A 25,428-nucleotide genomic window follows, 5' to 3' on the forward strand; every position below is an offset into this window, starting at 1 on the left:
TTGTTAGAAAGAAATAGAAAATACATACTTGGTTTATCAGGTGGAGCTGATAGTGTTTTCCTTTTTCATTTTTTATTAGAAAAGGGAATTAATGATTTTATTGCTTGTCATGTTAATTATAATTTTAGAAAAGATTCGTATAAAGATTTAGAATTAGTTCAAAATTTATGTAAAAAGAATAAAATAAAACTCGTTGTAAAAAATATTTCTCAAAACTATTCTGAACTAAGGCAAAATTTTGAAGCATGAGCCAGAAATGAAAGATATGATTTTTTTTGTGAGCAAGCAAGAAAAGAAAACGCAGAAGCTATTTTAATTGCACATAATTTAAATGATCATATTGAAACATTTATAATGCAAAAAAATAAAAATAAAAATGTATCTTATTTTGGAATTTCTGATAGGACTCACTATAGAGATTTTTTAATTTTGAGACCAATATTGAATTTAAAAAAAACAGATATTATAAAAAGACTTGAAGAAAAAAAAATAAAATATATTATCGATAGTACTAATTTTGATTTGAAATATGAAAGAAATAATGTAAGACATAATTTAGAAGAGAAGGACTTCTCGAAAATAATGTTGGAAATAGAATTATTTAATAATAATTTAAATATTTATAAAAGTGCATTTGAGGAAAATAACATAAGTAGTACTTTGGATTTAAATCTATTAAATGACGATCAAAGATGAAATGAGTATTTAATTTTTAATTTTTTAGAAAAAAATAATTTAGCTGAACTTATTTACAATAATAAAAAATCTTTGATTAAAGAAATAATAAAAGAAATAAAATCAGAAAAAAGTTTTCTTGAAATATTAAAATCAAATTTTGTAATAATGAAAGATTATAAAATTCTTAGAATTATTAAAAAATCTGATATTGAAATATTTCAAAGTGATAATTTAAAATATTTTAATGATTTTTTAATAGAAGAAAATATCTCAAATAATAAGGAAATTATAATAACAAATGATTGAAAAAAATATCAAGCGCAACTTATATACGAGGGAAAATTACTTTCAAAACTATATAAAAATAATAAAACTTCATATTTGCAAAGATACAAAAATGTTTTAATTTTTAACAAAACAAAGAAAATAGTTTTAAATAAAATAACTATATAATGATAAAATCATAATTGATATTAGAAAACGGTGGAAAAATGAAAAATAAGAAATCTATATGATTATGGGTTTTATTTATAGTAATGCTAATAGTTATTGGTATAGTTATATGACAGTTCATTGTTGGAACTTCTGAAGTATTGAGTATTGAAGAATTTATAAATCACTTAAATAATGATAAAGTGAGTACTTCTTCAACACAAAAAATATATAATGGTTTACATATTATTGCTGGATCATATACAACTGGTGATGGAGTAACTAGAAAATTTACTGTAGTATTTGATAATACTCAATATCAACATTATTTTGATAATTTAGAAAGTTTTAAACATTTTATGTCAAACATAAGAACGCTTTCACAAATGAATTCAACATTTGTAACTTTAATAATGAACTTGTTACCAATATTTGTATTGTTGGCATTTTATGTATGAATGTTTAGTTCAATGTCTAAAGGTGGAATGGGCGGAGGAATGTTCGGACCTGGAAAATCAACAAGACCTAGAGAAATCAAATCAGATGTTAAATTTACTGATGTTGCGGGAATAAATGAAGAAAAAACAGAATTAGTAGAATTGGTAGATTATTTAAAAAATCCAAATAAATATGCACAAATGGGAGCAAGAGTACCAAAAGGAGTTCTTATGGAAGGGCCACCTGGTACAGGAAAAACTTTACTTGCAAAAGCAGTTGCTGGAGAAGCTGGAGTAGCATTCTTTTCAATGGCTGGTTCAGAGTTTGAAGAAATGTTTGTTGGGCTTGGAGCAAGTAGAGTAAGGGATTTATTCTCTGATGCTAAAAAAGCTGCGCCATGTATTATTTTTATTGATGAGATTGATGCAGTCGGTAGAAAACGTAGTGGTGGAATGGGTGCTTCAACAAATGAGCAAACATTAAATCAATTACTTGTTGAAATGGACGGATTTGGTTCAAATTCTGGTGTTATAGTTATGGCAGCAACAAATAGAGTTGACGTTTTAGATAATGCCTTATTAAGACCAGGAAGATTTGATAGAACGATTCAAATCTCATTACCAGATATTCGTGAAAGAGAAGATATTTTGAAACTTCACGCAAGAAACAAAGCAGTTTCACCAGAAATTGATTGAAAACGTATTGCAGAAAGAACTCCAGGATTTTCAGGAGCTCAATTAGAAAACGTTTTAAATGAAGCTGCAATTTTGGTTGTAAGAGATAAAAGAAAAATGATCACAATTACAGACATCGATGAGGCAATTGATAGAGTAGTTGGAGGTCCTGCTAAAAAATCAAGAGCAATGACTTTACAAGATAAACAAATTGTTTCATATCATGAAGCTGGTCATGCTTTAATGGGATTAAAATTAGAATCAGCATCAAAAGTTCAAAAAGTAACAATTATACCAAGGGGTAACGCTGGAGGATATACAATTATGACTCCAAAGGATGAATCTAATTTTTCATCAAAAGAAGATCTATTTGCTTCAATTGCTGGTTACCTTGGGGGAAGAGCTGCTGAGGAGATTATGTTTGGTAAAAACAAAATTACAACAGGAGCACATGACGACTTAGATAAAGCTACAAATATTGCGAGAAGAATGGTTACACAATTTGGTATGTCTTCATTAGGATTAACAAAGTATTTAACAATGCAAGAGGAATCATATGGACAAACTAAAGGAGTTTATTCAGATCAAGTGGCTTCAAAAATTGATGCAGAAATTAATACAATTTTAGAACAATGTTATGTAACAGCAATTGAGACAATTAATAAACATAAGGATGTTTTAGAATTAATTGCTGAATCATTAAGAATTTTAGAAACAATTACTGCAGAGCAAATTGATTACATTGATAAACATAATAAATTGCCAAAAGAAGTTATTGAGGAAAAAAATAGAAGAGTTGTTGAAACTAAGAAAAAAGAATCTGGAGAAATTTTAGAATTTGAACCAGATTAATAGATTGAATAAAAAAACACCTTATTAAAGGTGTTTTTTTATGTTTTAATAAGTATAATAAGAAAATGAATTTCAAGGAGAAATAAGACATGGATATGCAAATTAGAGCTTTAAGTGAAAAGCATAATGTAAAAATTTCAATAGTAGATATTTCAGAAAGTTTTAACGAAATAGCAAAATTACAGGAAACAAATCCTTTAGCTTCAGTTGCTTTAGGAAGAACAATAATTAATAATTCATTATTAAGTTTATCATTAAAAGATGGGAATAAAATGACTACAAATATTAATGGTATGGGTCTTGGAGGTACAATAATAGCTGAGTTTCAAGAAAATAAAGTTAGAGGTTATATACAAATTCCTAATTTTGAAGTAGATAAAATTAAAGATGATCAAGGTAGTCCACTTTCACAAGTAGTTGGTAAACAAGGTTTTTTACAAATTTCAAGAGATAATGAAAATGGTGTTCCTTATACATCTAGAGTTGAAATTATTTCAGGAGAAATAAATCTTGATTTTATGTATTATATACAACAAAGTGATCAAGTAAATTCTTTAATTTCATCTACAGTAGAAATAAATGAAGATGGAACTATTAAGAAAGCTTGTGGAATTATTATTCAATTATTACCAGGATTTAGTGATATGGATATAGATTTTATTGAAGATAAAGTTGGGTCATTAGATTATTTAATAAAAACTTTAATTAATACAACTAACTATGAATCTTTAATTAAAGATATTTGCGATGATGCTAAAGTATTAGGAGTATCAGAATTAAAATTTGAATGTACTTGTAATTTGGAGAAAGTAATGTCTTCAATAAAAATGTTAGGTGAAGAAGAGATTAAAAAAATTATTGATGAAGGAGAAGTTGTAGAAGTTGTTTGTGATTTTTGCAAAAAGCAATACAATGTAAAACCAAATGAAATTAATTTTTAATTTTGTGCTAAAATAATAGAGGTGTATTTAAGTTCTGTATTAAGGAGAATAGTATGGAAGAAAAAGATTTACAGAAGCCAGTCGAAATGGTTGATGGAAATTTAAAACAACCTAAATTTAAAAATGAAGAGGTTGTTAAAAATAAATCAGTTAAAAAAAATACAACTGACATGGGTCAAACTCGTATTAGAGAGTTTGAACATCTACAGTTACCTCAAATAACTGAAGAAGGCGTTAAGGGATTAAAACAAAAAAATAAAATCCAAAAACAAAATACCGCTAAATATTCAAAAAAAATATTAGAGGGCCAAATAGTATCAACAACAGGTAATAGACCTGATTTAGAAAAAAACGTTATTGAGTTATACAACGTAAAAAGATGATATGTAACTGGAGATATGTTAACTCCCGTGTTGCGTGGTGTGGACTTGAAACTTGAAAAGGGTAAATTTATTGTAATCTTGGGACCATCTGGTTCAGGAAAAACAACATTATTGAATACAATCTCAGGATTGGATAAAACATCTGAGGGTGATGTTTTTGTTCTAGGTAATAACTTGTCTTTATTAAAAGATTCTCACTTAACAAAATTCCGTAGAGAAAATGTAGGATTTATTTTCCAACAGTATAATCTACTTTCAAATTTAACTGCAAAAGAAAATGCAGAAGTTGGGGAAAATTTAAGTAAATCAAAAGAAAATAAGATGTCAATTGAAGATATCTTCAAAACAATTGGTATGGAAGAACAAATGAATAAATATCCACACCAAATGTCAGGGGGGCAACAACAAAGGGTTTCTATTGCAAGAGCATTAGCAAAGAATCCTGAAATCTTGTTTGGAGATGAACCAACAGGAGCTCTTGATGAGGAAATGGGAAGAAAAGTATTAGAAATCTTAGTTAATGTAAAAGAAAAATATAATACAACAGTAATTATTGTTACTCACAACCCAAATATTAGTGAAATTGGTGATACTGTTATTCACGTAAGAAATGGTCTTATTGATGAAATTAAACATAATACCAATCCTAAAAAACCATCAGAAATTGATTGATCATAATTCGAAACTACAAAATGAAATATTTTTTGTAGTTTTTTTATTCCAAAATTAACTTGAAAAAAGTATATAATTATATTTGTTAAAGGTGGGAAGAGACATGCCAATTTTTAGTTTTAAAGGTGTTGATGAAAATCAAGTTAAAGAATATTTTAAGCAAGTTGGAGAACTTGCATTAATGATAAATGCAGATGTTAAAAAATTTGTATTTTGACATGATCCCAGTGTTTTAGTTGGAAATGGTTATGAAAAGGATGCTATTCAAGTTAACATTGAATGAGTTGGAAGACCATTAAAACAAGCTGATGTAGCTAAACATATTCAAAAATTCTTTGGAAATATATCAAAAAATGTTTATGTAAAATTTGAAGAAATTAATAGTTTCTTATACTTAAACGGAGAAAGTAACGGATAATGAAAATTAAAAATATTGATATTAAAGGACAAGTATTTTTAGGTCCAATGGCGGGCACAACAAATGCTGCTTTTAGAATTATTTGCAAAGAAAAAGGTGCAGCATTGGTATATGCTGAAATGGTTAGTACAGAAGGTTTAGTTCATAATAATCAAAAAACTAAAACTATGATTGAAGTATCTAATTTAGAACACCCGATTACTTTGCAAATTTTTGGTTTTGATATTAATTCATTTGTTGAAGGCGCAAAAATAGTTGAAGAATTTTCTGAGTGTGATGTTATTGATATAAATATGGGGTGTCCCGCACCTAAAGTCGCAATGAGAAGTCAAGCAGGAGCGAACTTATTAAAGTATCCAGAAAGAGTTGGAGAAGTTATTAAAGCTGTTGTTGAAAATACATCAAAACCAGTTACTGTGAAAATGAGAATTGGATGAGATGATGAAAATAAGAATGTTGTTGAACTTGCAAAAATAGCAGAAGCAAATGGAGCAAGTGCAATTGCAGTACATGGAAGAACAAGAAATCAGTTTTATAATGGTAAAGCTGATTGAACATGAATTAAAAAAGTTAAAGAAGCTGTAAAAATTCCAGTAATTGGAAATGGTGATGTAACCGATGGACCATCAGCAAAAGCAATGTTAGAAGAAACAGGTTGCGATGGAATAATGATTGCAAGAGCAGCACAAGGAAATCCATGAGTCTTTAGAGAAATTCAACATTATTTGGATACAGGAGAATTTCTTGCTAAACCAACTTATAAAGAATGAAAAGCAACAGTTATAAGACATGCAAATTTATTAATTGAAATGCGTGGAGAAGAGTTTGCAATAAGAGAAATGAGAAAACAACTTCTTTGATACTTAGGAACTTTAGGTTCAGAAGGACTAATCAAAGAAATGAAGCAAATGGCAACAACTATTGAATCAATGGAAGATATGAATAGTATATTTAAATTTTATGAAGATAAAAATTTAGGAGATTAAAGAAATGAGCAATAATTTTGAAAGAAATTTTTCAGAACAAGAAAATATTAGAAGAGAAAAACTTAATAATCTAATTGAAAAAGGAAGAGACCCTTTTGTTGAAAATGAATTTGATAGATCACATTCACTTAATGAATTAATTGAAAAATTTGATTCATTTACAAAAGAAGAATTACAAGAAAAAACAGATATTATTGTTTCTGTTGCTGGAAGAATTAGATTATTTAGAGAAGCTGGAAAAAAAGCAATTTTTGCAAATATTCAAGATCAAAACTCTTCAATTCAAATTTATGTAAGACAAGATGAATTGGGTGAAGAGGAATTTGAATATTTTAGAAATTTAGATCTTGGTGATATTATTGGTATTCAAGGAATAATGATGAAAACTGATCATGGTGAATTGACAATAAGAGTAAAAAATGCAAAACTTCTAACTAAAGCTTTAAAACCATTACCAGACAAGCATTTGGGAATTGCAGATATTGAAGAAAAGTATAGAAGAAGATACGTAGATTTAATTATTAATCCAGAATCAAAACAAGTTTTTATTGATAGAACGAAAATAATTAGAACAATGCAGTCAATTTTAGATTCAAAAGGTTATATGGAAGTTGAAACTCCAATTTTACAGTCTGTTAGAGGTGGAGCAAGTGCTAAACCTTTTGTTACACATTATAATGCTTTAGACAATGAATTTGTTCTAAGAATTGCAACAGAATTACATTTAAAAAGATGTATTGTAGGTGGATTTGATGGAGTTTATGAAATAGGTAGAATTTTTAGAAATGAAGGAATTAGTACTAGACATAATCCAGAATTTACATCAGTTGAACTTTATGTTGCATATAAAAATATGGATTTCTTAATGGATTTATGTGAAGAATTGTTTAGGGAATGTTCTCTTGCAGTTAGAGGAACTACAAAAATTAATTATGGTGGCCATGATTTAGATTTGGCAAAACCATTTAAAAGATGACACATGGTAGATGCTATTAAAGAGGTTTGTGGAGTTGACTTTTGACAAGACATGACTTATATAGAAGCTTGTGAAATTGCAAAACAAAAAAATGTTAAAGTAGAAAAACATCATTTTTCTGTTGGACATATCATTAACCTATTCTTTGAAGAATTTGTAGAAGAAAAAATAATTGAACCAACTTTTATATGAGGACATCCAAAAGAAATATCTCCATTATCAAAATTGAATGCAAAAGATTCAAGATTTACAGATAGATTTGAATTGTTTATCATTAATAGAGAATATGCAAATGCATTTGCAGAACTAAACAATCCAATTGATCAATACGAAAGATTTGTTGATCAAATAAAAGAAGCTGCTGCGGGAAATGATGAAGCAAATGATATGGATATTGATTTCATAGAAGCTTTAGAATATGGAATGCCTCCAACTGGTGGAATTGGAATTGGAATTGATAGAATGGTTATGTTATTAACAAATTCAGAATCAATAAAAGATGTATTATTATTCCCTCAAATGAAACCAAGAGGTAACTAATGAAATATGGTATAGCTTTAGGGTATGTCTCTAAATTGAATTTTCAAGAAACAGTTGAAGGAATAGAATATATTAAAGAGAATATTTTTTCTTCTTTAAAGAACAAGTTTGAATTATTGAATGTTACAAGTGGTTTAATAACTAATAAATATGTTTGACTGAATGATGACTTTCAACAAACTAAAAGACCAATTGATTTTGACGTAATTAGTCAAAATGAATATGGAGAAATAATTCAATCGAATAATAAATGAAGAAGACATTTCTTAAAAAATTTAGATGAGGACAATGAATCAATTAAGGGCATTATTACTAACTTTACAACTGTAAATAGAGATTCAAATTTAGATAATATTAATTCCTTAATATTTGAAGAAATCGGTTTAGAAATTCTTGTAAATGAAGTTGACATGGAATTTTTAGATAATACTTTGATTGATATTTATAAAATTCTATGTACAATTGATTTAAAAATTAGTGAAAAGTATGAAAATTTAAATGACTTTCATTTATCAAAAACTTTAACTTTTATTACTTATAAAAAACTTAAAGAACTTTATCCGCTACTTACTTTTTCAGAACGATTAAATAAGTTTGGAAAAGATAATGGTAGTTTTGTAATTCAAGACTATGCAGAAAAGATTTTAAATCAAAAAAATGTAGGACAGTTTTCAGAAGATGTCTTTAATTTAAAAACATATTCAAAATTATATGTATACAATGGAGAATGTGAAAAGTCTGTTTCTGTAGCATATGCAGGATTTCAAGTCGATAGAAAAACTTTAAAAGAACAAAACCTTATCTTAAAAGAAAATAGTAAAATCAATAATGAATATAATCATTTGATTAAATCAAATGATTTACCTTTAACTATTTCAATTGGTGTTTTTACAAATAGAGTATCAATGACTATTCTTGAAAAACAACATATAGGAGAAGTTCATTCTTCAATATGAGGAAATGAATTTATTGAGTACTGCAAAGCAAATAATATTAATATACTTTAATCACAACTACTATGTTGTGATTTTTTAATTATAATTATGTTGGTGATAAAAATGATATCTTTAATAATTGTAGCTAACGGAACTGGTCAAAGATTTGGATCAAATAAAATGTTGCTAAATATTGATGGGCAATATTTAATAAACAAAACAATAAAATGTTTTGAGGGTATTGATGATATTAAGGAAATAATAGTAGTTTCTAATCAAGAAATTTTTAATATTATTGATAATAAAAAAGTTATATGTGTAAATGGAGGTAATACAAGATCACAATCTGTTGAATGTGGACTTAAACTTGCAAAACAAGAATATGTATTAATACACGATGGTGCTAGACCATTTATTACAAAAAAATTAATTAAAAATATAGTTAACTCTTTAAAGAATAATGAAGTTGTAGTTCCTTTTTTGAAAATATCAAATTGTTTAAAAAGAATTAGCAATTCAAAAGTAAAAACTGTTAATAGAGAAGAATATATACAAACACAAACTCCTCAAGGTTTTAAAACCTCAATTATAAGAAAAGCTTATGAAAACAATAAAGCAGAATTCTATGATGATTGTCAATTATTAGAAGATACTAAATATGAAATTCATTTCATTAATGGCGAAGAAGAAAATAAAAAAATTACATTCATAACGGATATATAATCTTTATTCAGATTTCAAATATATCTTGATTATATAGCACCTTTTACTATATAATAAGTAAGCGAGTTAATTTTTATTAACTCCTTGCCTTTTATTAGGCCAAAAGACCATAAGGAGATAGAATTATGATTAGAAAATACGAAGTTATGTATATTATTGATCAAGATACAACAGATGTAAAAACTGTTCAAACTAAATTACATGATGTACTTACTGCTAACGGGGGTAAAATCTTAGAATCAGAAGATTGAGGATTAAAAGATTTTGCATACTTAATTAAGAAAAAGAAAAAAGGTTACTATACTGTAGTAATTGTTGAAACAGATTCAGCAAATATTAATGAATTTGAACGTGTTTCAAGAATTGATAAAAACGTAGTTAGATATCAAGTAATTAATACTGAAAATGAAAAAAAATATGTTCAAACAACAAAATTATCAAAAACTGATATGTCAAAATTCAAAGAAGAAAAGAAACCTTCAAGAGGATTTGATAGAAGAATGCCAAGAAGAGATGATAATAACAAAGTTGAAGATGTAAATAGTAATAAAGCTGTTAAAGAAGTAACTGCTGCAACAACTGAAGTAAAAGAAGAAAAACAAGCAGTTAAAAAAACAACTAAAAAAGTTGAAGTAAAAGAGGATTAATAGTTTTAAAGGAGAATTCAAATGAACTCAGTAAACTTAATTGGAAGAATAACAAAAGACCCAGAACTTAGAAGTTCATCAAATGGTAAATCATTTGTTGCATTTACACTTGCTGTTAATGAATTTTCTGGTGGAAATCAATTTACACAGTTTGTACCTTGCTTTGCATGAGAAAAAACAGCTGAAAATTTAGCTAAGTTTGTTAAAAAAGGAGCACAAATTTCTGTTGAAGGTTCAATAAACGTTAGACAAGAAAATGCAAATGGGCAATATTCACAAATAGTTACAATTAGAGCTAATAGAATTGAATTTCTTGGTGGTACAAATAATGTACAATCAAGTTCAAACAATTCATTTGGATCAAGTCAACCATCACAACCTTCTCAACAACCATCAAGTAACTTTGATTTTGATTTAATAGATGATTCAAAATCAACAAATGATGATTCAATTTTATGAGAAGAATAATATAGGAGAAAATAGAATGAAAAAATTTGTAAGAAGAAAAAAAGTTAATTTCTTTGCTAAAAATAACATTGATTATATTGATTATAAAGATGTAGATTTATTAAAAAAATTCATCTCAGCTAATGGGCAAATTTTACCAAAAAGAATTACAGGAACATCACCAAAACATCAAAGAATGTTAGCTATTGCTATTAAAAGAGCAAGAGGTATGGGATTGTTACCATTTGTAGTTCAATAATATTTAATCAACACCGACAAGGTGTTTTTTTATTTGTTATAATTAATGAGGTGAAAACAGATGAAAGTAATTTTATTAGTAGATGTAAAAAATTATGGTAAAAAAGATGAAATTGTAAATGTATCTGATGGATATGCTACAAATTTTTTAATACCCAAAGGTCTTGCAATTCTTGCAACAAAAGATGATGTTAGTCATTTAAATGTTAGAAAAAGAAAAGAAGAAGAAATAAAAAATGAAAAGCAGGCTGAAATAAATAGTTTAAAGGAAAAAATTGAATCACTTCAATTGAATTTTAAAATTAAAACTAAAGATGGGAAACCATTTGGATCAGTCTCTCTTTCACAAATTACAGATAGAATAAAAAAAGAATTTTCATTTGATTTAGATAAAAGAAAATTTGAAAAACACGAAAGCCTGAATAAATTGGGTCTATTTTATTTAAAAATTAAACTTGATTTTAAAGTAGTAGCTACATTGAAAGTATTTGTGGAGGGAACCGAATAATGAATGAAAATATAGATTTTAATATGGACAATGTTTTAATAGATTCAGAAAAAGCAGTTTTAGCAATTGCAATGCATTCACCAAAAGCAAGTTTTGATATATTAACACAATTAAACTCAGAGGATTTTAGTTTAGAAAAGCATCAAACAATTTTTGAGGCAATAAATGTTGTTTCACAAAATAGTCAAAATATCACAATTACAAAACTTGCAGAATTTTTAGAAGATAAAAAACTTCTTGAAAAAGTTGGTGGAGTATCATATCTTTCTGATGTATCTGGATATTTTTATACAGATGAGGGTTTTGAAGATTATGTTGAAATAGTTTTTAAAAATTCAATTGGAAGACAATTAGATAGAGCATTAATTCATATTAAACAATTAAGAGATAGTAAATCACCAATTGATGAAGTATTTGTAATAGCTCAACAAAAAATTCTTAATATTAAAACTGATATTAAAAAAGATGATGCAACAGCAGTTAAGGAAACTGTTGTTGATGTTATTAAAAAAATTGAAGCTCTTGAAAAAAATGGAGGACTTGTAAATGGTGTTCCTTCAGGATTTTCTGACTTGGACCAAATAACAAATGGATGACAAAAAGGTGATTTTATAATTCTTGCTGCTCGTCCTTCTATGGGTAAAACTGCTTTTGCATTAAACTTAGCAGTAAATGCTGCAGAGCGTCAAAAAGGTGTTGCATTTTTTTCTTTAGAAATGCCAAAAGAGCAATTGGTTCAACGTATATTAAGTTCAGTTTCTGGAATTGAATCAGGTTCATTAAGAAATGCTCAGGGTTTAACAACTGAAAAATGAACTAGAATTACAGCAGGTGGAGAGCAAATCAAAAACATGAATATTGTTATTGATGATACTCCTGGAATAACTGTCTTACAATTACAATCAAAATTAAGAAAAATGAAAAGAGATTTTGGAGTGGAAATCTGCTTTATTGATTATTTACAATTAATTTCATCAATGTCAAATAAATTTGATAGTAGACAAAATGAAGTTGCAGCAATTTCTAGACATCTTAAAAAGATTGCACGTGAATTAAATATGCCAATAGTTTGTCTATCACAATTATCTCGTAGTGTTGAAAAAAGAGAAGAAAAGACTCCGTTAATGTCAGATTTAAGAGATAGTGGAGCTATTGAACAAGACGCAGATATAATTATGTTTTTATATAGAGATGCATACTATAAAACAAAAGAATATAATGTTGGTTCAGATGATCCAACAGATGAAACAGATATTATAATTTCAAAACATAGAAATGGTGCAACAGGTGTTGTTAAAGTTAATTTCTTAAGAAGTTATGGAAAATTCATAGACCAGTCTAAAAACATATAGTATGTTTTTATTATCAATTTAATGTAAAATAAATAATAGAGAAATTTTAGAAGGAGTTATGTTATGAAAAAATTACTTTCTGTATTAGGTACAATATCAATTCTTACACCAAGTATATCAGCAGTTGTTTCTTGTGGTGTTGATACAAGAGAATTATCTACAACATTTGATGGAGTTAAAACCTTTAAAGTTGGAGATAAAACTGTAGGTAAAAAAGAAGTATTTGGTACTAAAGATATTATTTCAACATTAAGTATTCAAATACTTGAAGCATTAACTTATAGTGAAACTAAATATCAAGATGACAAAAAACTAAAAGAACAACAAGAAGTTCTTGGAGAAAACGGAATGGCACTTTCATTAGAAAATCTTCCTAATGAAGAAGCATATTCAAAAGATGGTTTTAACTTTACAGATAATTCAAAAACATTCAAAGATGATTATAATGAGCCTAAAAATTCTCTTTTTACAAATATAGATTATAAATTTGGATTTTCAGCGGTTAATGGAGAATTAGCAATTGCTGAAGATGGAAGTTGAAACCCAAGCAAAGTAACTGTTTTTGATGCAACAAAAGCAATGGCACTAAATACACAAGTTAAATATGATAAAGATGGAAAAGCTGAAAGTATTACTAAAAATGAAAATCAAGTAGATCAAAATCTTCAAGAATATATTAACTTAGATTGAGAAAGTTCTGACTATGGAAATGAATTCACAGATACTGCTTTTGAAAAATATGCTAAAGAAAAAGTTTATTTAATGAATGAAGACAAAGCAAAAGAACTTTATACAGAAATTAATAAATTATCAGAAGAACACAGATTAAGAGAACTAACAAAAGGTCTTACACAGGACGAATTTAAAGTTTTACATACTCAATTAAAATCAACAAATGATAGACTTAAAAATGGAATTGTTATGCCAGGAGATTTTGATGATAATTTTTCAACAGGAGAAACAAATCTTGTAGATTCAAAAAATGAAAAAGTAGCAGAAAAAAGTGAATTGAAAGAATTAGAATTCCATAAGACAACAGATAATAAACTCTTACAATCACAAATAGCAATGTCAAAAGATAATAGTAATAAAACATTTGTTTATGGAGAATCAACAGGTGGTTTAGAAATTGATTTTACTTTTAGTGTACCAGGTGATAAAAAAGATGACAAATCTAAGGAATATAATATAAATTTAAAATTGAATAATTTAGTTGTTGGGTACCAATTAAATGGAATGGTTTTAGAAAAAGGAATTAAGAACGAAGATAAAACTAGAACAGATACAGTTATATATTGATATGAGCCAACTATTTATCAGTTTACAACTGATAAAATATTTACTATTGGAAATAAAGATATTTTTAAAAGTTTAACAGGGGCAAATGTAGAAATTGATAACAAATAATAAATTCTAAAAAAAGAAATGGGGCAATTCTTATGAATTATTACATCAAATTTGAAAATAATTTTTATAATATAATTGATGGAAATACGAATCAAATCATTGCATCTTTTATTAGTGAAGCAGATGCTAATAAATTTTTTCAATCACTTTTTAGTTCCATTTATAATATTAATCAACAAAGACAACAAGGACAAATTTTTAATCCGTATATAAATAATCAACAATTTGTACCTCAAATGGGATATAACCCAAATCAAATAAATCAGCAAAATTTTGACCCTAATGTTTTTTTTGTTCCTCAGCAACAAATAAATTCAGGTCAAAATTACCTTTTAAATCCACAACAAAATATGAATTTACCATTAAATTACCAATTAAATGGTGCAATTCAAAATCCTTATCAAAACATTAATCAACCATATCAAAATCCTTATCAAAATTATGGGCAACCAAATATAAACCAACAATTTAATCAAGCTTTAAATTCAGAAGAAATTCAAAATCCAATTCAAAATAAAACAGCTAGTTTTTTAAATAATCAAGCTAAAAAAGAAGAACAGTATACAGAAAAAAATGAAGAAATAATAGAACAACAAAATGTTGCTTCTGAAGATAAAATTGAAAATAGTGATTTTGAAAATAAAAATATTATTGAAGAAGAGATGAATATTTTTGAAGATCAAGAATATGAAGAAGCTTTTAAATTTGGTTTTAATGATAATACTCTATCAATTGATTCAAACTTATTTGAAGACGATAAAATGGGAGTAATTATTCATGAAAAGAATAATTTTATTAATAATACTGATGATGATAGTCTTGGTGAAATTTCAGCGTACAAAGAAATTCAAACTATTTCAAAGGAAAAAGATCACCTAGTTCCAATAATTAATAATAAAGAATCGAATGATATTTTTGAGAATTCTGCTGATATTTCAATAATTGATGATTCAATGATTTTTGGATTAGATGATATTCCAGAATTTGAACAGGATTTTATAGTAGACAAAAAAAATAAATCAAATAATGATATAACTGTTGAAGATAAAACAATTACAGAAATATATCAAGAAAATTTAATTCCTGAATCAAAAGTTACAATTAAAAAAGATGATGATTTAATTGATTTTGGACCAATTCTTGAAGAAGATGAAATATTTTCAACACCTAGAAGAGATGCTGAACAAGATGATTTTGAAAACTTTTCTTTATCAAAAAAAGAAAAGAAAGAATTAAAAAAAGTTAAGAAAAAAGAAGAACTTTCTAGAAAGAGATATCAAAAGTTATTAAGATAATGGAAATTTTAAAAGAATTAGATAGAGAATGAATTGATTTATTTTCACAAAATAATATTGTAGAAGATATTGAAAACATTTTAACTAAAATTGAAGATTATAAAGAAATTTATCCTCCCAAAGAGGATATTTTTAGAGTATTTAAATTAATAAAGCCATCAGAAATAAAAGTAATTATAATTGGTCAAGATCCTTATCATGGTGAAAATCAAGCAAACGGTATTGCTTTTAGTGTTTATAATAAGGTTAAAACTCCGCCCAGTTTAAAAAATATATTTAAAGAATTAAAAAATGATTTAAATATTGATCATTTTGATAATAACGATTTGTCAAACTGAGTTAAACAAGGAGTCTTTTTAATAAATTCTTGTTTAACTGTTGAAAAGGGAAATCCAAATTCTCATAAAGATTTAGGTTGAGATAAAGTAATTTTAAAAATCTTAAATAATCTAACAATAAATAATAAAGATATTATTTATTGTTTATGGGGAAATTATGCAAAAAAACTATATAATAGTCTTGTATATAAAAATGAACAGATGACTATATTTTCAGCTCATCCATCACCATTTAGTTATAAAAATGGTTTTGAAAATAGTAAACCATTTTCAAAAATAAATAATATTTTAGAACTAAACAATAATAAAAAGATTGACTGAAATTAATAAGGAGTATTTTTTATGGATAACATTAGTAATTGATTATTGCAAGGAAACAATATGGCTTATGCTATGACAGGGTTTATTGGATTTTTCATTCTATTGTACTTTTTCTATAATATAATGTCATTTTTAATTTTAAAAGAAAGATATCACGGTATAAGGTTTACAACAAAAAATATTGCTTATATAACTATGTTTACAGCAATAAATGTAAGTATAACTGTTGTTATTTCGCTTACTGTACCCATTACAGTATTTCCTCCAATTAGGATTGCTTTTGAAGGTGTTATGGTAAAAATCACTGGGTTTATCTTTGGACCTATTATTGGAGTTCTTGTTGCGTTAATTACCGAAATTTTAGTAATGATATTTGTTCCATCATTTGTTCATCCAGCTTTTATAATAGTAATTATTTGCTATGGTTTCATAGCGGGTATTGGATCAAGTTTTTTAAGATTAGGTAAAGGATACAATTGAGTACCTGTTCTTTTAATTAACTTATTTTTAATTATTTTTGCAGCATTTATGATTTTTATAATTAATGCTTATCCAGAAGATCAAAAAATTCAAGTATTAAGTTTTAGTGTTAATAAAGAGATATATAAATGAATCTTTTTAGGATCAATAATTGCTTGTTTGGCACTTTTCTGATCAATTTATTTTGCTTTATTAATAAAGGGACAAAGGAAAACCTTACATGTTCTCCTCCCTGTTATTTTATTTGCAACGGCATCGGAGTATTTAGTTACTGCCGTAATTTCGGCATGGGGAGATGCTGGTTTTTTAGGAATAAATTCTGAAGGTGGATACACCGCTATGTTTATCAGTAGACTTGTTCAAGCACCATTAAAAATAATATTTAATTCAGCAATATTATATTTAACATATAAGGCTGTTTCTCCACTTATTAAAAGAGATAGATAATTAGAGGATTAGGTACAATGAAATTATATGATTCATTAAAATCGGAATTAATAGAAATAGATGTTCCCAAGGTTTGTATTTATACATGTGGTCCTACAGTTTATGATTTCATACATATTGGAAATTCAAGACCATTAATTTTAACAGATCTTATAATAAGATATTTAGAACATAGAGACATTAAATATAAATATCTTTTAAATATAACAGATATTGATGACAAAATTATTAATAAAGCTAAAGAAGAAAATCAATCAGAAGAAGATTATGCTCAAAAATTTACAAATGCATTTTTAACAGATCTTGATGATTTAAATATTAAAAGACCAACAGCTATAATACCAATATCTTCTAAAATAAATGAAATACTTGGATTTATTGATGAACTTATCAAAAAGGGATTTGCATATGAAAATAATGGAAATGTTTATTTTGATATTTCTCAATGAGAAAATAAATATGGTATGCTTTCAAAACAAAATATTGATCACTTAAATATGGGTGAAAGAATCGAAATAGATGAAAATAAAAAAAATCCACAAGATTTCATACTTTGAAAAAAAACTGAGATTGGTAAAAGATGACTTTCAAAATGAAGTTTAGGAAGACCTGGATGACATACAGAATGTGCTTTAATGATTGATGATTTTTTTAGAGCTCCCATTGATATACACGTTGGTGGAATTGATTTAAAATTTCCTCATCATGAAAATGAAAGAATTCAATATATGGCAAAAAACTTAAGAGAGATATCAAGTGTATGATTGCATAATGGTCATCTTTCAATTGATAATGTTAAAATGTCAAAATCTCTTAAAAATACAATTTTAGTAAAAGACTATGTAAAAAATTATGGAAGTAATTCATTAAGATATATATTTTTAAATTCTAACTATAAGCAACCACTAAATATAACACAAGAATTAATTAATAATTCAGTTGACTGGGTCTTAAAAGTTGAAACAATGTTGAAAACTATCAATTGATCTGTTTCTATTGGAGATTTAATTTTGACAAATCAAACACCAATTGATGATGATTTTAATTCTTATAAATATATTACAAAATTTAGATCAATTTTAAAAAATGATTTAAACACACCAATGGCTATTTCTTTAGTTGATGAGATGTGTAAAAATATTAATAAACAAATGAAAACTAAAACAGTAGATTTAACTTATGCAAAATTAAAATCAATTTTAAATATTCTAGGATTTAATTTTAATATTAAAAAAATATCAATAGAAGATATTGAAAAATTAAAAGAATGAAAGATGTTAATATCTCAAAAAGAGTTTGATAAAGCAGATAAATTAAGAGAGTCTCTAAAACAGGAGAATATCATATAATGAAAAACTATATTTACGGAAAAAATGCAGTTGAGAATATAATAAAAAATTTTAGAAACGAGATAAAGGAAGTATTTATTCTAAAAGGACATTCATTTGACCCAGAAATATATAGTTTAATTAAGCAATATCAAATAAAGTGATTTTCTTTAGAAAAACATGAGTTTAATTTATTGATTAAAGAAGGGGTTAATCACCAAGGGTATATTGCTCAAGTTAAAGATTTTTCATATGTTGAGTTAAAAAATTTTTATAATGATTCAAAATTAAAACAAAGAGTTTTAATTTTAGATAAAATTCAAGATCCACAAAATTTTGGTTCAATAATAAGATCTGCAAGTTTATTTGGTGTTGATGGAATTATCATTCAAGAAACAAATCAAGTTCAAGTAACACCAGCAGTTATGAAAGCTTCTGCAGGAACAATTTATAATGTTCCAATAATTAAAGTAAGTAATATTAAAGCAACAATTAGTAGTTTAAAAGATAGGGGTTTTTGGATATACAGTTCATATTTAAATGAAAATAGTATATCTATTAAGGATATTAAGTTTGATAATAAATCAGCAATTGTTATAGGGAATGAGGGCACAGGAATTGGAAATAAAGTCATTGAAGCGTCAGACTTTACTTTCAAAATAGAAACTACTAATGTAATAGATTCATTAAATGTTTCAGTAGCAACAGGAATAATCCTTTTTGAATTATCTAATAGTTAATTAAGATAATGAAAGGATAGAGTTATGTATAATATTTATAAATCAACAAATACAATAAAAGAAGTTATAAGAATAGAATTTAGAGAAAATATTTCAGAGAAAGAATTAGATCACTTTCAAAAATCAGTAATAAAAATTATGAATACAGAATATAGTAAACTAAGTTTTTTACAGTTAGATAAAGAAGATTTTGTTTCACATATATTTTTTGCTCTTAAAGAAGTAAAAGAAAAATACGATATTAATAAAAATGTACCATTGATTGCATATGCTAACTTTATTATAAAAAGAAGAATACTTGATTATGCAAAATATCTTAAGAGAGATAAAAGAAAAATAACGTTAAAGCTTATAAACTCGTATAGAAGTAGTCTTACTGAGGATGGACAAACTTACTTAGAAAGAGATATTGAAAAATTTTCATTAGAAAAAAGTGAGGAGTTAGAAAGAAACAAAAATATTAAAGAAATGATTAATCACTTTATAGAAAATGATGCTCAGGGCAAAGAAGCTGAAATAATTAAAATGCTTTATAAAGGATACAATCAAAGAGAAATTTTAGAAAAATTGAATATAAAAAGAAAGGAATTTTTAGTTTGCAAAGAAAAATTAAAAAATCTTTTTAAGGGTTTTATTAAAGTTTCAACTAATATATAATATCTAGGAAAAGAAGAGAGTGTTTTTTATGCCACAATCAAAAAAGAAGGTTATATTAGTTTGTAGTGAATGTCTTTCAAGAAATTATACAATTCAAAAAAGTACAATTTCTCAACGAGAAAGATTGCAAATAAAAAAGCATTGTATAACATGTAATGCTCATGTATTACATAAGGAGACAAGATAAAAATGTCTGATAAGAATAATTTAAAAGAGCAAAAAGCTCAAGAAAAATTAAAAAAAATACAACAGAAAAAAGCTCGTAAGGAAGATAAAAAGAAAATAAAACTTCAAAAAAAAGAAGAATTCACTAAACTTTATAATGAATTTGAAGGGCATGACGGAACACAAGAAGGAAAAATTAAAGCTGCTAAAACTAAAAAGGTCAAAAAAGTTAAAGATAAAATTGATTATAAATTAGCACTTAAAGAAGCACCTATTAAATTTCTTAAAGAAGTAAATAAAATACAATGATCTTCAAGAAAAAACTTAGGAACTAAATTTTTATGGGTTATAATATTTATTGCGATATTTGGAGTATTCTTTTTCTTCATTGATTGAGGATTCCAAAGTTTGTTTGAACTTATTAAAATTATCTAAAGGAGATTAACATGGAACAAGATTTATTTGAATTAGAAGATGAATTAGCATCTTACAAAGGACAATGATTTGTAATAAACTGTAATAGTGGTCACGAAGATCGAGTTAGAGGAGACTTATTACAAAAAGTTGATACATCAGGATTAGAAGATAGAATATTTGACATTAGAATTTCAAAAGGACCTGTTGTTGGAAAAAACAATAAGATAAATGAAAAGAATAAATTTCCAGGATATTTATTTATTAATATGAATATGACTGATGAAACTTGATTTATAGTTAGAAATACACCCGGAGTTACAGGGTTTATTGGCTCTTCTGGAAAAGGAGCAAAACCTTTACCACTTACTGTTGAGGAAGTATCTAGAATGTTAGAGCAAAATAATAATCAACAACAAAAAGGTGATAAATCAGCAAAAGGCGATGCAAATCAACCTAAAAAGGAAAAAGTTTTATTCACAGCTAATTACAACGTAAAAGATGTTGTTCGTGTAAAAGATGGTCCCTTTGCAGGTACTGAAGGACAAGTTATGGAAATGGACTTTGAAAAAGGTGTTGCAGTTGTTAACATCGAATTATTTGGAAGAATCACTCCAACTGAATTTGAATTCTTAAACTTAGAAAAAGCTTACATTGGCTAATTAGAACTTTGTTTTATACAAAGTTCTTTTATTTTCTTGTATTATTAATTTAAGAGGAGATTAATATGAATACTATTAAATTTGAAATCATTTTAAATGATGGAAAAAAAATGAATGCAGAGTTATATCCAGATTTAGCACCAATATCAGTTGAAAATTTTGTTAATTTAATTAAAAATAATTATTTTGATGGACTTATTTTTCATAGAGTTATAAAAGGATTTATGATTCAAGGTGGTGGAATGAATTCAGAGATGAATGAAAAAGGTGGCTTGCAACCAATTAAGGGAGAATTTTCAATCAATGGTTGAAATAAAAATGCAACTGCGTTGCCTCACACACCTGGAGTATTGTCAATGGCAAGAACAAATGTAATGGATAGTGCAACAAGTCAATTTTTTATTGTTACTGGAGATGCTAAATTTTTAGATGGTCAATATGCATCATTTGGTAAATTATCAGATGAAGAAAGTTTAAAAATTGCTTTGGAATTGGAAAATATAGCAACTGGATCACATGGTTTCCATGATGATGTACCATTAGAACCAATTATTATAAAAACAATGAATCTTATTTAAGAATAAGATTCATTTTATTTTTAAATTATGTTATTATTATTTATGGCAGATTTTAATTGTGGAAGTAAGATAAGCAAATGCATATCATTACGTTAGGACCACAGCGAAAACAGGAGGTGTTGTTCGTGGCAAAAAGAATCACACGTATAGCGAAATTAGAATTTATGGCAATGCAAGCAAAACCTGGTGCAGAATTAGCTTCATTAGGAATTAACATGCCTCAATTCACACAACAATTTAATGACGCCACTAAAGATAGAGCAGGAGAAATAGTACCTGTAGTAATTACAGCTTATGATGACAAATCATGTGACTTTGTACTAAAAACTACTCCAGCAGCATTTATGCTTAAAAAAGCAGCAGGAATTACAAAAGGTGCAGCTAAATCAGGAACTGAAACAGTTGCAACTATTACAGCAGATGATGTAAAAAAAATTGCTGAATATAAATTACCTGACTTAAATGCAAATACAGTTGAAGCAGCAATGAGAATTATCGAAGGATCAGCAAGAAATATGGGTATTAAAGTTACTGGAATGCCTGAAAAAGAAGGTAAATAGTAATGGCTAAAATTAGTAAAAAATTAAAAGCAGTTAACGCTAAAGTTGACAAAACTAAATTATACTCAATTTCAGAAGCCTTAAAACTTGCTAAGGAAACTTCAATAACAAAATTTGATTCAACTGTAGAAATAGCATTCAACTTAAACGTTGATCCAAGACATGCTGACCAACAAATAAGAGGGGCAATTGTAATGCCTGGGGGAACTGGAAAAACTCAAAAAGTTTTAGTTCTTACAAAAACAAAAGTTAAAGAAGCTGAAGATGCAAAAGCAGATTTTGTTGGAGCAGAAGATTTAATTCAAAAAATTGCAAAAGAAAACTGATTTGATTTCGATGTTATAGTTGCAACTCCAGAAATGATGGCTGAACTAGGTAAAATTGGTAAGGTATTAGGACCAAAAGGATTAATGCCAAACCCAAAAACTGGAACAGTTACAATGGATGTAGCAAAAGCTTTAGATGAAATTAAAAAAGGTAAAGTTGAATACAGAACTGATAAAGAAGGAAATGTACACTCAATTTTAGGTAAAGTTTCATTTAATGAAGAAAACTTGATGAAAAATTATTCAGCAATCTTAGATGTAATTAAAAAAGCAAAACCAGCTGCAGTTAAAGGTACATATATAAAAAATATATCTATCTCAACTACAATGGGTCCTGGAATTAAAGTTTTAATTGAAAACTAGTAAAAAACTCACTTGCGTGAGTTTTTTATTTATAATAATTTTGAAGGATAAAGGAATAAAAAAAATGAAGTGATGATTTTCAGATTATGATGGAACTATCAATTTAAAACATAATAATTATATTGACCCAAGAGATTTAGATTTTATAAAAAGATGAATTAAAGATGGTAATAAGTTTGCAATTGCAACGGGCAGAATGGAACATGAAATAAGACCTGTACTTGAAAGTTCAAATATTCCTTATGATTATATGATCTGCAATAATGGAGCAGTTATATATGATAAAGAAAATGGTATTTTAGAAAGTGCTTCAATACCAATGGAATCAAGGAAAGACATAATAGAATTATTCGACACACTTAAAGATGAATATATTTTAGGATATTGTTTAAAAGATCAAAGAATGGGTTATTCAAGAGTTGAAGTTGAAGAAATTTATAGTAATCCTTTTTTAAATGAATATGCAACAAAAGAAAATAATTTTGAAAAGGGTAATAATGATATTCTTAATTCTCCGGATTTAAATTTACTTTATTTCTTTGTAGCAGTTAAAGATATAGAAAAAGTAAAAAAAATAATTGATGGAAAAATAAAAGGTTGTAAAGCTGTTAGAACACATCAAAATGTAATAGAGATTATGAGAGAAGATGTTTCAAAAGCTTATGGTATTAAAATTCTTCAAGAAATTAATAATTTCTCATTAGAGGATGTTTATACAAGCGGTGATGGTGAAAATGATATCGAAATGCTTGAGCTTACTAATAATTCTTTTGCTATGAGAAATCATCAAACTAACGTTGATAAAGCAGCTAAATATATAATTGATAATGTTTATGAGATAGAAAAAATTAAATTTTTATAAATTTTCTCTTGCATTAAAGTAACTTTAATCTAATATACTATTTTTGAAGTTAAAGCTTCAAAGTATTAACAAGAAAGGAAAGCAAAGATGAAAAAAATATATTTAAATGAACTTTCAAGAAGGCTTTCTATAAATGAATCAGCACTAAGATATTACGATTCTAAAAATTTATTTCCAAAAATGAAAAGAGATGAAAATAATTATAGATTTGTATATGAAGAAGATATTTTATACATAAATACAATAATTTGTCTTAAAAAGACAGGAATGTCGTTAGAAAATATAAGTCATTATTTGGAACTTATTGAAAAAGGTTTAGAAAGTGTTGAAGAAAGACAAGATATTATAATTAATCAAGAAAAAATTGTTTTAGAGAAAATTAAAGATTTAGAAAATCAATTAGAATTCATTCAACAAAAGAAGATTTATTATAAAGAAATGTTAATGAAAAAATAGAAAAGGTATGTATATATGAAAACTAGAAAATTAGGACAAGGTTTAGAAGTATCAGAAATTGGGTTAGGTTGCATGGGGCTAAGTTTCTCATTTCCACCATTCCCAACAAGAGAAGAAGCAGTTTCATTCATTAGACAAGCATATGAGATGGGTGTTACATTTTTTGACACCGCAGAAGTTTATGGTCCTTTTGACAATGAAGAAATATTGGGTGAAGCATTAGAAGATGTTAGAGATAAAGTGATTATTGCTACAAAATTTGGATTTAGTTATACAAGTGAAGGTAAAAGAGATGGAGTAGACAGCAGTGAGGAAAATATTAGAAGAGCAATAGAAGGTTCTCTAAAAAGATTAAAAACAAATTATATTGATCTGTTTTATCAACATAGAGTTGATCCAAATGTTCCAATTGAGCAAGTTGCAAAAATCATGAAGGAATTTCATCAAGAAGGAAAAATAAGACATTGAGGTCTAAGCGAAGCTTCTGCAAATACAATTAGAAAAGCACATGCTGTATTTCCAGTTACAGCTCTTCAAAGTGAATATTCACTATTCTGAAGAGAACCAGAAAAAGAAATTATTCCTACACTTGAAGAATTGGGAATTGGATTTGTTCCATTTTCACCATTGGGAAAAGGATTTTTAACAGGAGCAATCACTATTGACACTCCACTTGAACCAGGAGATTTTAGATTAACTATTCCAAGATTTCAAAATAAAGAGTTCTTAAAAGAAAATCTTAAACTTGTTGATTTTATAAAAGAACTAGCAGAAAAAAAACAAACTACACCTGCTGCAATAGCAATTGGTTGAGTTTTGGCGCAAAAAAATTGATTTGTACCAATTCCAGGAACTAAAAAAATTGAAAGACTTAAAGAAAATTTATCGGGAGCAGATGTAATTTTTACAAATGAGGAATTAAAAGAAATAAAAGATAGATTAGATAAAATTGAAATAATTGGTGAAAGATATAACGAAGATGCCAATAAAATGGTTGATAGAAGTTAATAAACTAGGGGGAATGAGATTATTTCTCCCTTTTTTATAATGAAATTTGATGAAAAATATATGTAGTTGAATATTAATTATGATATTATATTAATGCTATTCGTACCGAAGAAAGTAACTGGGATTTATCCCTTAATTTGTTACCGAGGAATGAAACTACA

Annotated in this window: 30 protein-coding genes and 1 other annotated feature (1 of these 31 running past the window's edge); all 30 genes read left to right on the forward strand. The window is 26.6% G+C overall.

All coding sequences use genetic code 4. From position 1 onward, the window contains the following. The 30 genes from tilS to SDIMI_RS00200 all read left to right on the forward strand — a co-directional run bounded on the left by tilS (nt 1) and on the right by SDIMI_RS00200 (nt 25,267). Entirely contained in the window at nt 1-1,131 is a 1,131-nt protein-coding gene (gene tilS / locus SDIMI_RS00060) for a tRNA lysidine(34) synthetase TilS (RefSeq protein WP_051132514.1), read from the forward strand. Between the two features lie 38 nt (nt 1,132-1,169). Further along, nucleotides 1,170-3,074 (forward strand): ATP-dependent zinc metalloprotease FtsH, encoded by a 1,905-nt coding sequence (gene ftsH, locus SDIMI_RS00065; RefSeq protein WP_041618245.1) that lies wholly within the window; start codon nt 1,170-1,172, stop codon nt 3,072-3,074. An 89-nt stretch (nt 3,075-3,163) separates the two neighbouring features. Next, nucleotides 3,164-4,015, forward strand: a complete 852-nt coding sequence (locus tag SDIMI_RS00070) for an Hsp33 family molecular chaperone HslO (protein ID WP_020835951.1) — start codon at nt 3,164-3,166, stop codon at nt 4,013-4,015. Between the two features lie 86 nt (nt 4,016-4,101). Further along, the gene (locus SDIMI_RS00075; protein WP_084677748.1) at nt 4,102-5,076 is read left to right on the forward strand and encodes an ABC transporter ATP-binding protein; all 975 of its coding nucleotides are present in this window, start codon (nt 4,102-4,104) and stop codon (nt 5,074-5,076) included. A gap of 97 nt (nt 5,077-5,173) precedes the next feature. Further along, nucleotides 5,174-5,488, forward strand: a complete 315-nt coding sequence (locus SDIMI_RS00080) for a DUF1904 family protein (RefSeq protein WP_020835953.1) — start codon at nt 5,174-5,176, stop codon at nt 5,486-5,488. Further along, complete coding sequence (dusB, locus tag SDIMI_RS00085) at nt 5,488-6,474, forward strand: tRNA dihydrouridine synthase DusB (RefSeq protein ID WP_020835954.1); 987 nt, start codon at nt 5,488-5,490, stop codon at nt 6,472-6,474. The genes SDIMI_RS00080 and dusB overlap by 1 nt, the downstream gene beginning before the upstream one ends. A 4-nt stretch (nt 6,475-6,478) precedes the next feature. Continuing rightward, on the forward strand, nt 6,479-7,990 hold the full coding sequence (gene lysS, locus SDIMI_RS00090) for a lysine--tRNA ligase (protein WP_020835955.1): 1,512 nt from the start codon (nt 6,479-6,481) through the stop codon (nt 7,988-7,990). Beyond that, nucleotides 7,990-8,997 carry a class-II aminoacyl-tRNA synthetase family protein gene (locus tag SDIMI_RS00095; RefSeq protein ID WP_020835956.1) on the forward strand — a complete coding sequence of 336 codons (1,008 nt, stop codon included), beginning with the start codon at nt 7,990-7,992 and terminating at the stop codon, nt 8,995-8,997. Before lysS ends, SDIMI_RS00095 begins: the two co-directional genes overlap by 1 nt. A 51-nt stretch (nt 8,998-9,048) precedes the next feature. Beyond that, nucleotides 9,049-9,648 (forward strand): IspD/TarI family cytidylyltransferase, encoded by a 600-nt coding sequence (locus SDIMI_RS00100; protein ID WP_020835957.1) that lies wholly within the window; start codon nt 9,049-9,051, stop codon nt 9,646-9,648. A 125-nt stretch (nt 9,649-9,773) separates the two neighbouring features. After that, nucleotides 9,774-10,295 carry a 30S ribosomal protein S6 gene (rpsF, locus tag SDIMI_RS00105; protein ID WP_020835958.1) on the forward strand — a complete coding sequence of 174 codons (522 nt, stop codon included), beginning with the start codon at nt 9,774-9,776 and terminating at the stop codon, nt 10,293-10,295. Nucleotides 10,296-10,316: 21 nt separating this feature from the next. Then, a complete protein-coding gene (locus tag SDIMI_RS00110; RefSeq protein WP_020835959.1) occupies nt 10,317-10,763 on the forward strand; it encodes a single-stranded DNA-binding protein in 447 nt (148 codons plus the stop codon). Between the two features lie 16 nt (nt 10,764-10,779). Continuing rightward, the gene (gene rpsR / locus SDIMI_RS00115) at nt 10,780-11,001 is read left to right on the forward strand and encodes a 30S ribosomal protein S18 (RefSeq protein WP_020835960.1); all 222 of its coding nucleotides are present in this window, start codon (nt 10,780-10,782) and stop codon (nt 10,999-11,001) included. A gap of 60 nt (nt 11,002-11,061) precedes the next feature. Further along, nucleotides 11,062-11,508 (forward strand): 50S ribosomal protein L9, encoded by a 447-nt coding sequence (gene rplI, locus SDIMI_RS00120; protein WP_020835961.1) that lies wholly within the window; start codon nt 11,062-11,064, stop codon nt 11,506-11,508. After that, nucleotides 11,508-12,860 (forward strand): replicative DNA helicase, encoded by a 1,353-nt coding sequence (gene dnaB, locus SDIMI_RS00125; protein ID WP_020835962.1) that lies wholly within the window; start codon nt 11,508-11,510, stop codon nt 12,858-12,860. Before rplI ends, dnaB begins: the two co-directional genes overlap by 1 nt. A gap of 63 nt (nt 12,861-12,923) precedes the next feature. Continuing rightward, a complete protein-coding gene (locus tag SDIMI_RS00130) occupies nt 12,924-14,267 on the forward strand; it encodes a hypothetical protein (protein ID WP_020835963.1) in 1,344 nt (447 codons plus the stop codon). Nucleotides 14,268-14,299: 32 nt separating this feature from the next. Beyond that, a complete protein-coding gene (locus SDIMI_RS00135) occupies nt 14,300-15,562 on the forward strand; it encodes a hypothetical protein (protein ID WP_020835964.1) in 1,263 nt (420 codons plus the stop codon). An 8-nt stretch (nt 15,563-15,570) separates the two neighbouring features. Beyond that, nucleotides 15,571-16,227, forward strand: a complete 657-nt coding sequence (locus SDIMI_RS00140; RefSeq protein ID WP_041618340.1) for a uracil-DNA glycosylase — start codon at nt 15,571-15,573, stop codon at nt 16,225-16,227. Nucleotides 16,228-16,242: 15 nt separating this feature from the next. After that, entirely contained in the window at nt 16,243-17,148 is a 906-nt protein-coding gene (locus tag SDIMI_RS00145) for a hypothetical protein (protein ID WP_020835966.1), read from the forward strand. A 17-nt stretch (nt 17,149-17,165) separates the two neighbouring features. Further along, nucleotides 17,166-18,497, forward strand: a complete 1,332-nt coding sequence (gene cysS, locus SDIMI_RS00150) for a cysteine--tRNA ligase (RefSeq protein WP_020835967.1) — start codon at nt 17,166-17,168, stop codon at nt 18,495-18,497. Beyond that, on the forward strand, nt 18,497-19,216 hold the full coding sequence (gene rlmB / locus SDIMI_RS00155) for a 23S rRNA (guanosine(2251)-2'-O)-methyltransferase RlmB (protein ID WP_020835968.1): 720 nt from the start codon (nt 18,497-18,499) through the stop codon (nt 19,214-19,216). Before cysS ends, rlmB begins: the two co-directional genes overlap by 1 nt. A gap of 24 nt (nt 19,217-19,240) precedes the next feature. After that, complete coding sequence (locus SDIMI_RS00160) at nt 19,241-19,873, forward strand: hypothetical protein (protein WP_020835969.1); 633 nt, start codon at nt 19,241-19,243, stop codon at nt 19,871-19,873. 28 nt (nt 19,874-19,901) lie between these two features. Further along, nucleotides 19,902-20,060, forward strand: a complete 159-nt coding sequence (gene rpmG, locus SDIMI_RS04555; protein WP_020835970.1) for a 50S ribosomal protein L33 — start codon at nt 19,902-19,904, stop codon at nt 20,058-20,060. Nucleotides 20,061-20,062: 2 nt separating this feature from the next. Next, nucleotides 20,063-20,473, forward strand: coding sequence for a preprotein translocase subunit SecE (gene secE / locus SDIMI_RS04635; protein ID WP_020835971.1), 411 nt, complete (start codon nt 20,063-20,065; stop codon nt 20,471-20,473). Nucleotides 20,474-20,484: 11 nt separating this feature from the next. Further along, nucleotides 20,485-21,114 (forward strand): transcription termination/antitermination protein NusG, encoded by a 630-nt coding sequence (gene nusG / locus SDIMI_RS00170; protein WP_020835972.1) that lies wholly within the window; start codon nt 20,485-20,487, stop codon nt 21,112-21,114. Nucleotides 21,115-21,179: 65 nt separating this feature from the next. Continuing rightward, nucleotides 21,180-21,692: a peptidylprolyl isomerase gene (locus SDIMI_RS00175; RefSeq protein WP_020835973.1), complete on the forward strand. Its 513-nt coding sequence runs from the start codon at nt 21,180-21,182 to the stop codon at nt 21,690-21,692. Nucleotides 21,693-21,817: 125 nt separating this feature from the next. Then, on the forward strand, nt 21,818-22,252 hold the full coding sequence (gene rplK / locus SDIMI_RS00180) for a 50S ribosomal protein L11 (protein WP_020835974.1): 435 nt from the start codon (nt 21,818-21,820) through the stop codon (nt 22,250-22,252). 2 nt (nt 22,253-22,254) lie between these two features. Next, entirely contained in the window at nt 22,255-22,941 is a 687-nt protein-coding gene (gene rplA / locus SDIMI_RS00185) for a 50S ribosomal protein L1 (RefSeq protein WP_020835975.1), read from the forward strand. Between the two features lie 64 nt (nt 22,942-23,005). After that, a complete protein-coding gene (locus SDIMI_RS00190) occupies nt 23,006-23,803 on the forward strand; it encodes a Cof-type HAD-IIB family hydrolase (protein WP_020835976.1) in 798 nt (265 codons plus the stop codon). Nucleotides 23,804-23,890: 87 nt separating this feature from the next. Continuing rightward, the gene (locus tag SDIMI_RS00195) at nt 23,891-24,259 is read left to right on the forward strand and encodes a MerR family transcriptional regulator (RefSeq protein ID WP_020835977.1); all 369 of its coding nucleotides are present in this window, start codon (nt 23,891-23,893) and stop codon (nt 24,257-24,259) included. Nucleotides 24,260-24,274: 15 nt separating this feature from the next. Next, nucleotides 24,275-25,267: an aldo/keto reductase gene (locus SDIMI_RS00200; protein WP_020835978.1), complete on the forward strand. Its 993-nt coding sequence runs from the start codon at nt 24,275-24,277 to the stop codon at nt 25,265-25,267. Between the two features lie 87 nt (nt 25,268-25,354). After that, nucleotides 25,355-25,428 (forward strand) — a sequence feature (ribosomal protein L10 leader region); it runs 85 nt beyond the window's last position.

It is taken from the genome of Spiroplasma diminutum CUAS-1 (assembly GCF_000439455.1).
Taxonomy (GTDB): Bacteria; Bacillota_I; Bacilli_A; order Mycoplasmatales; family Mycoplasmataceae; genus Spiroplasma_A; species Spiroplasma_A diminutum.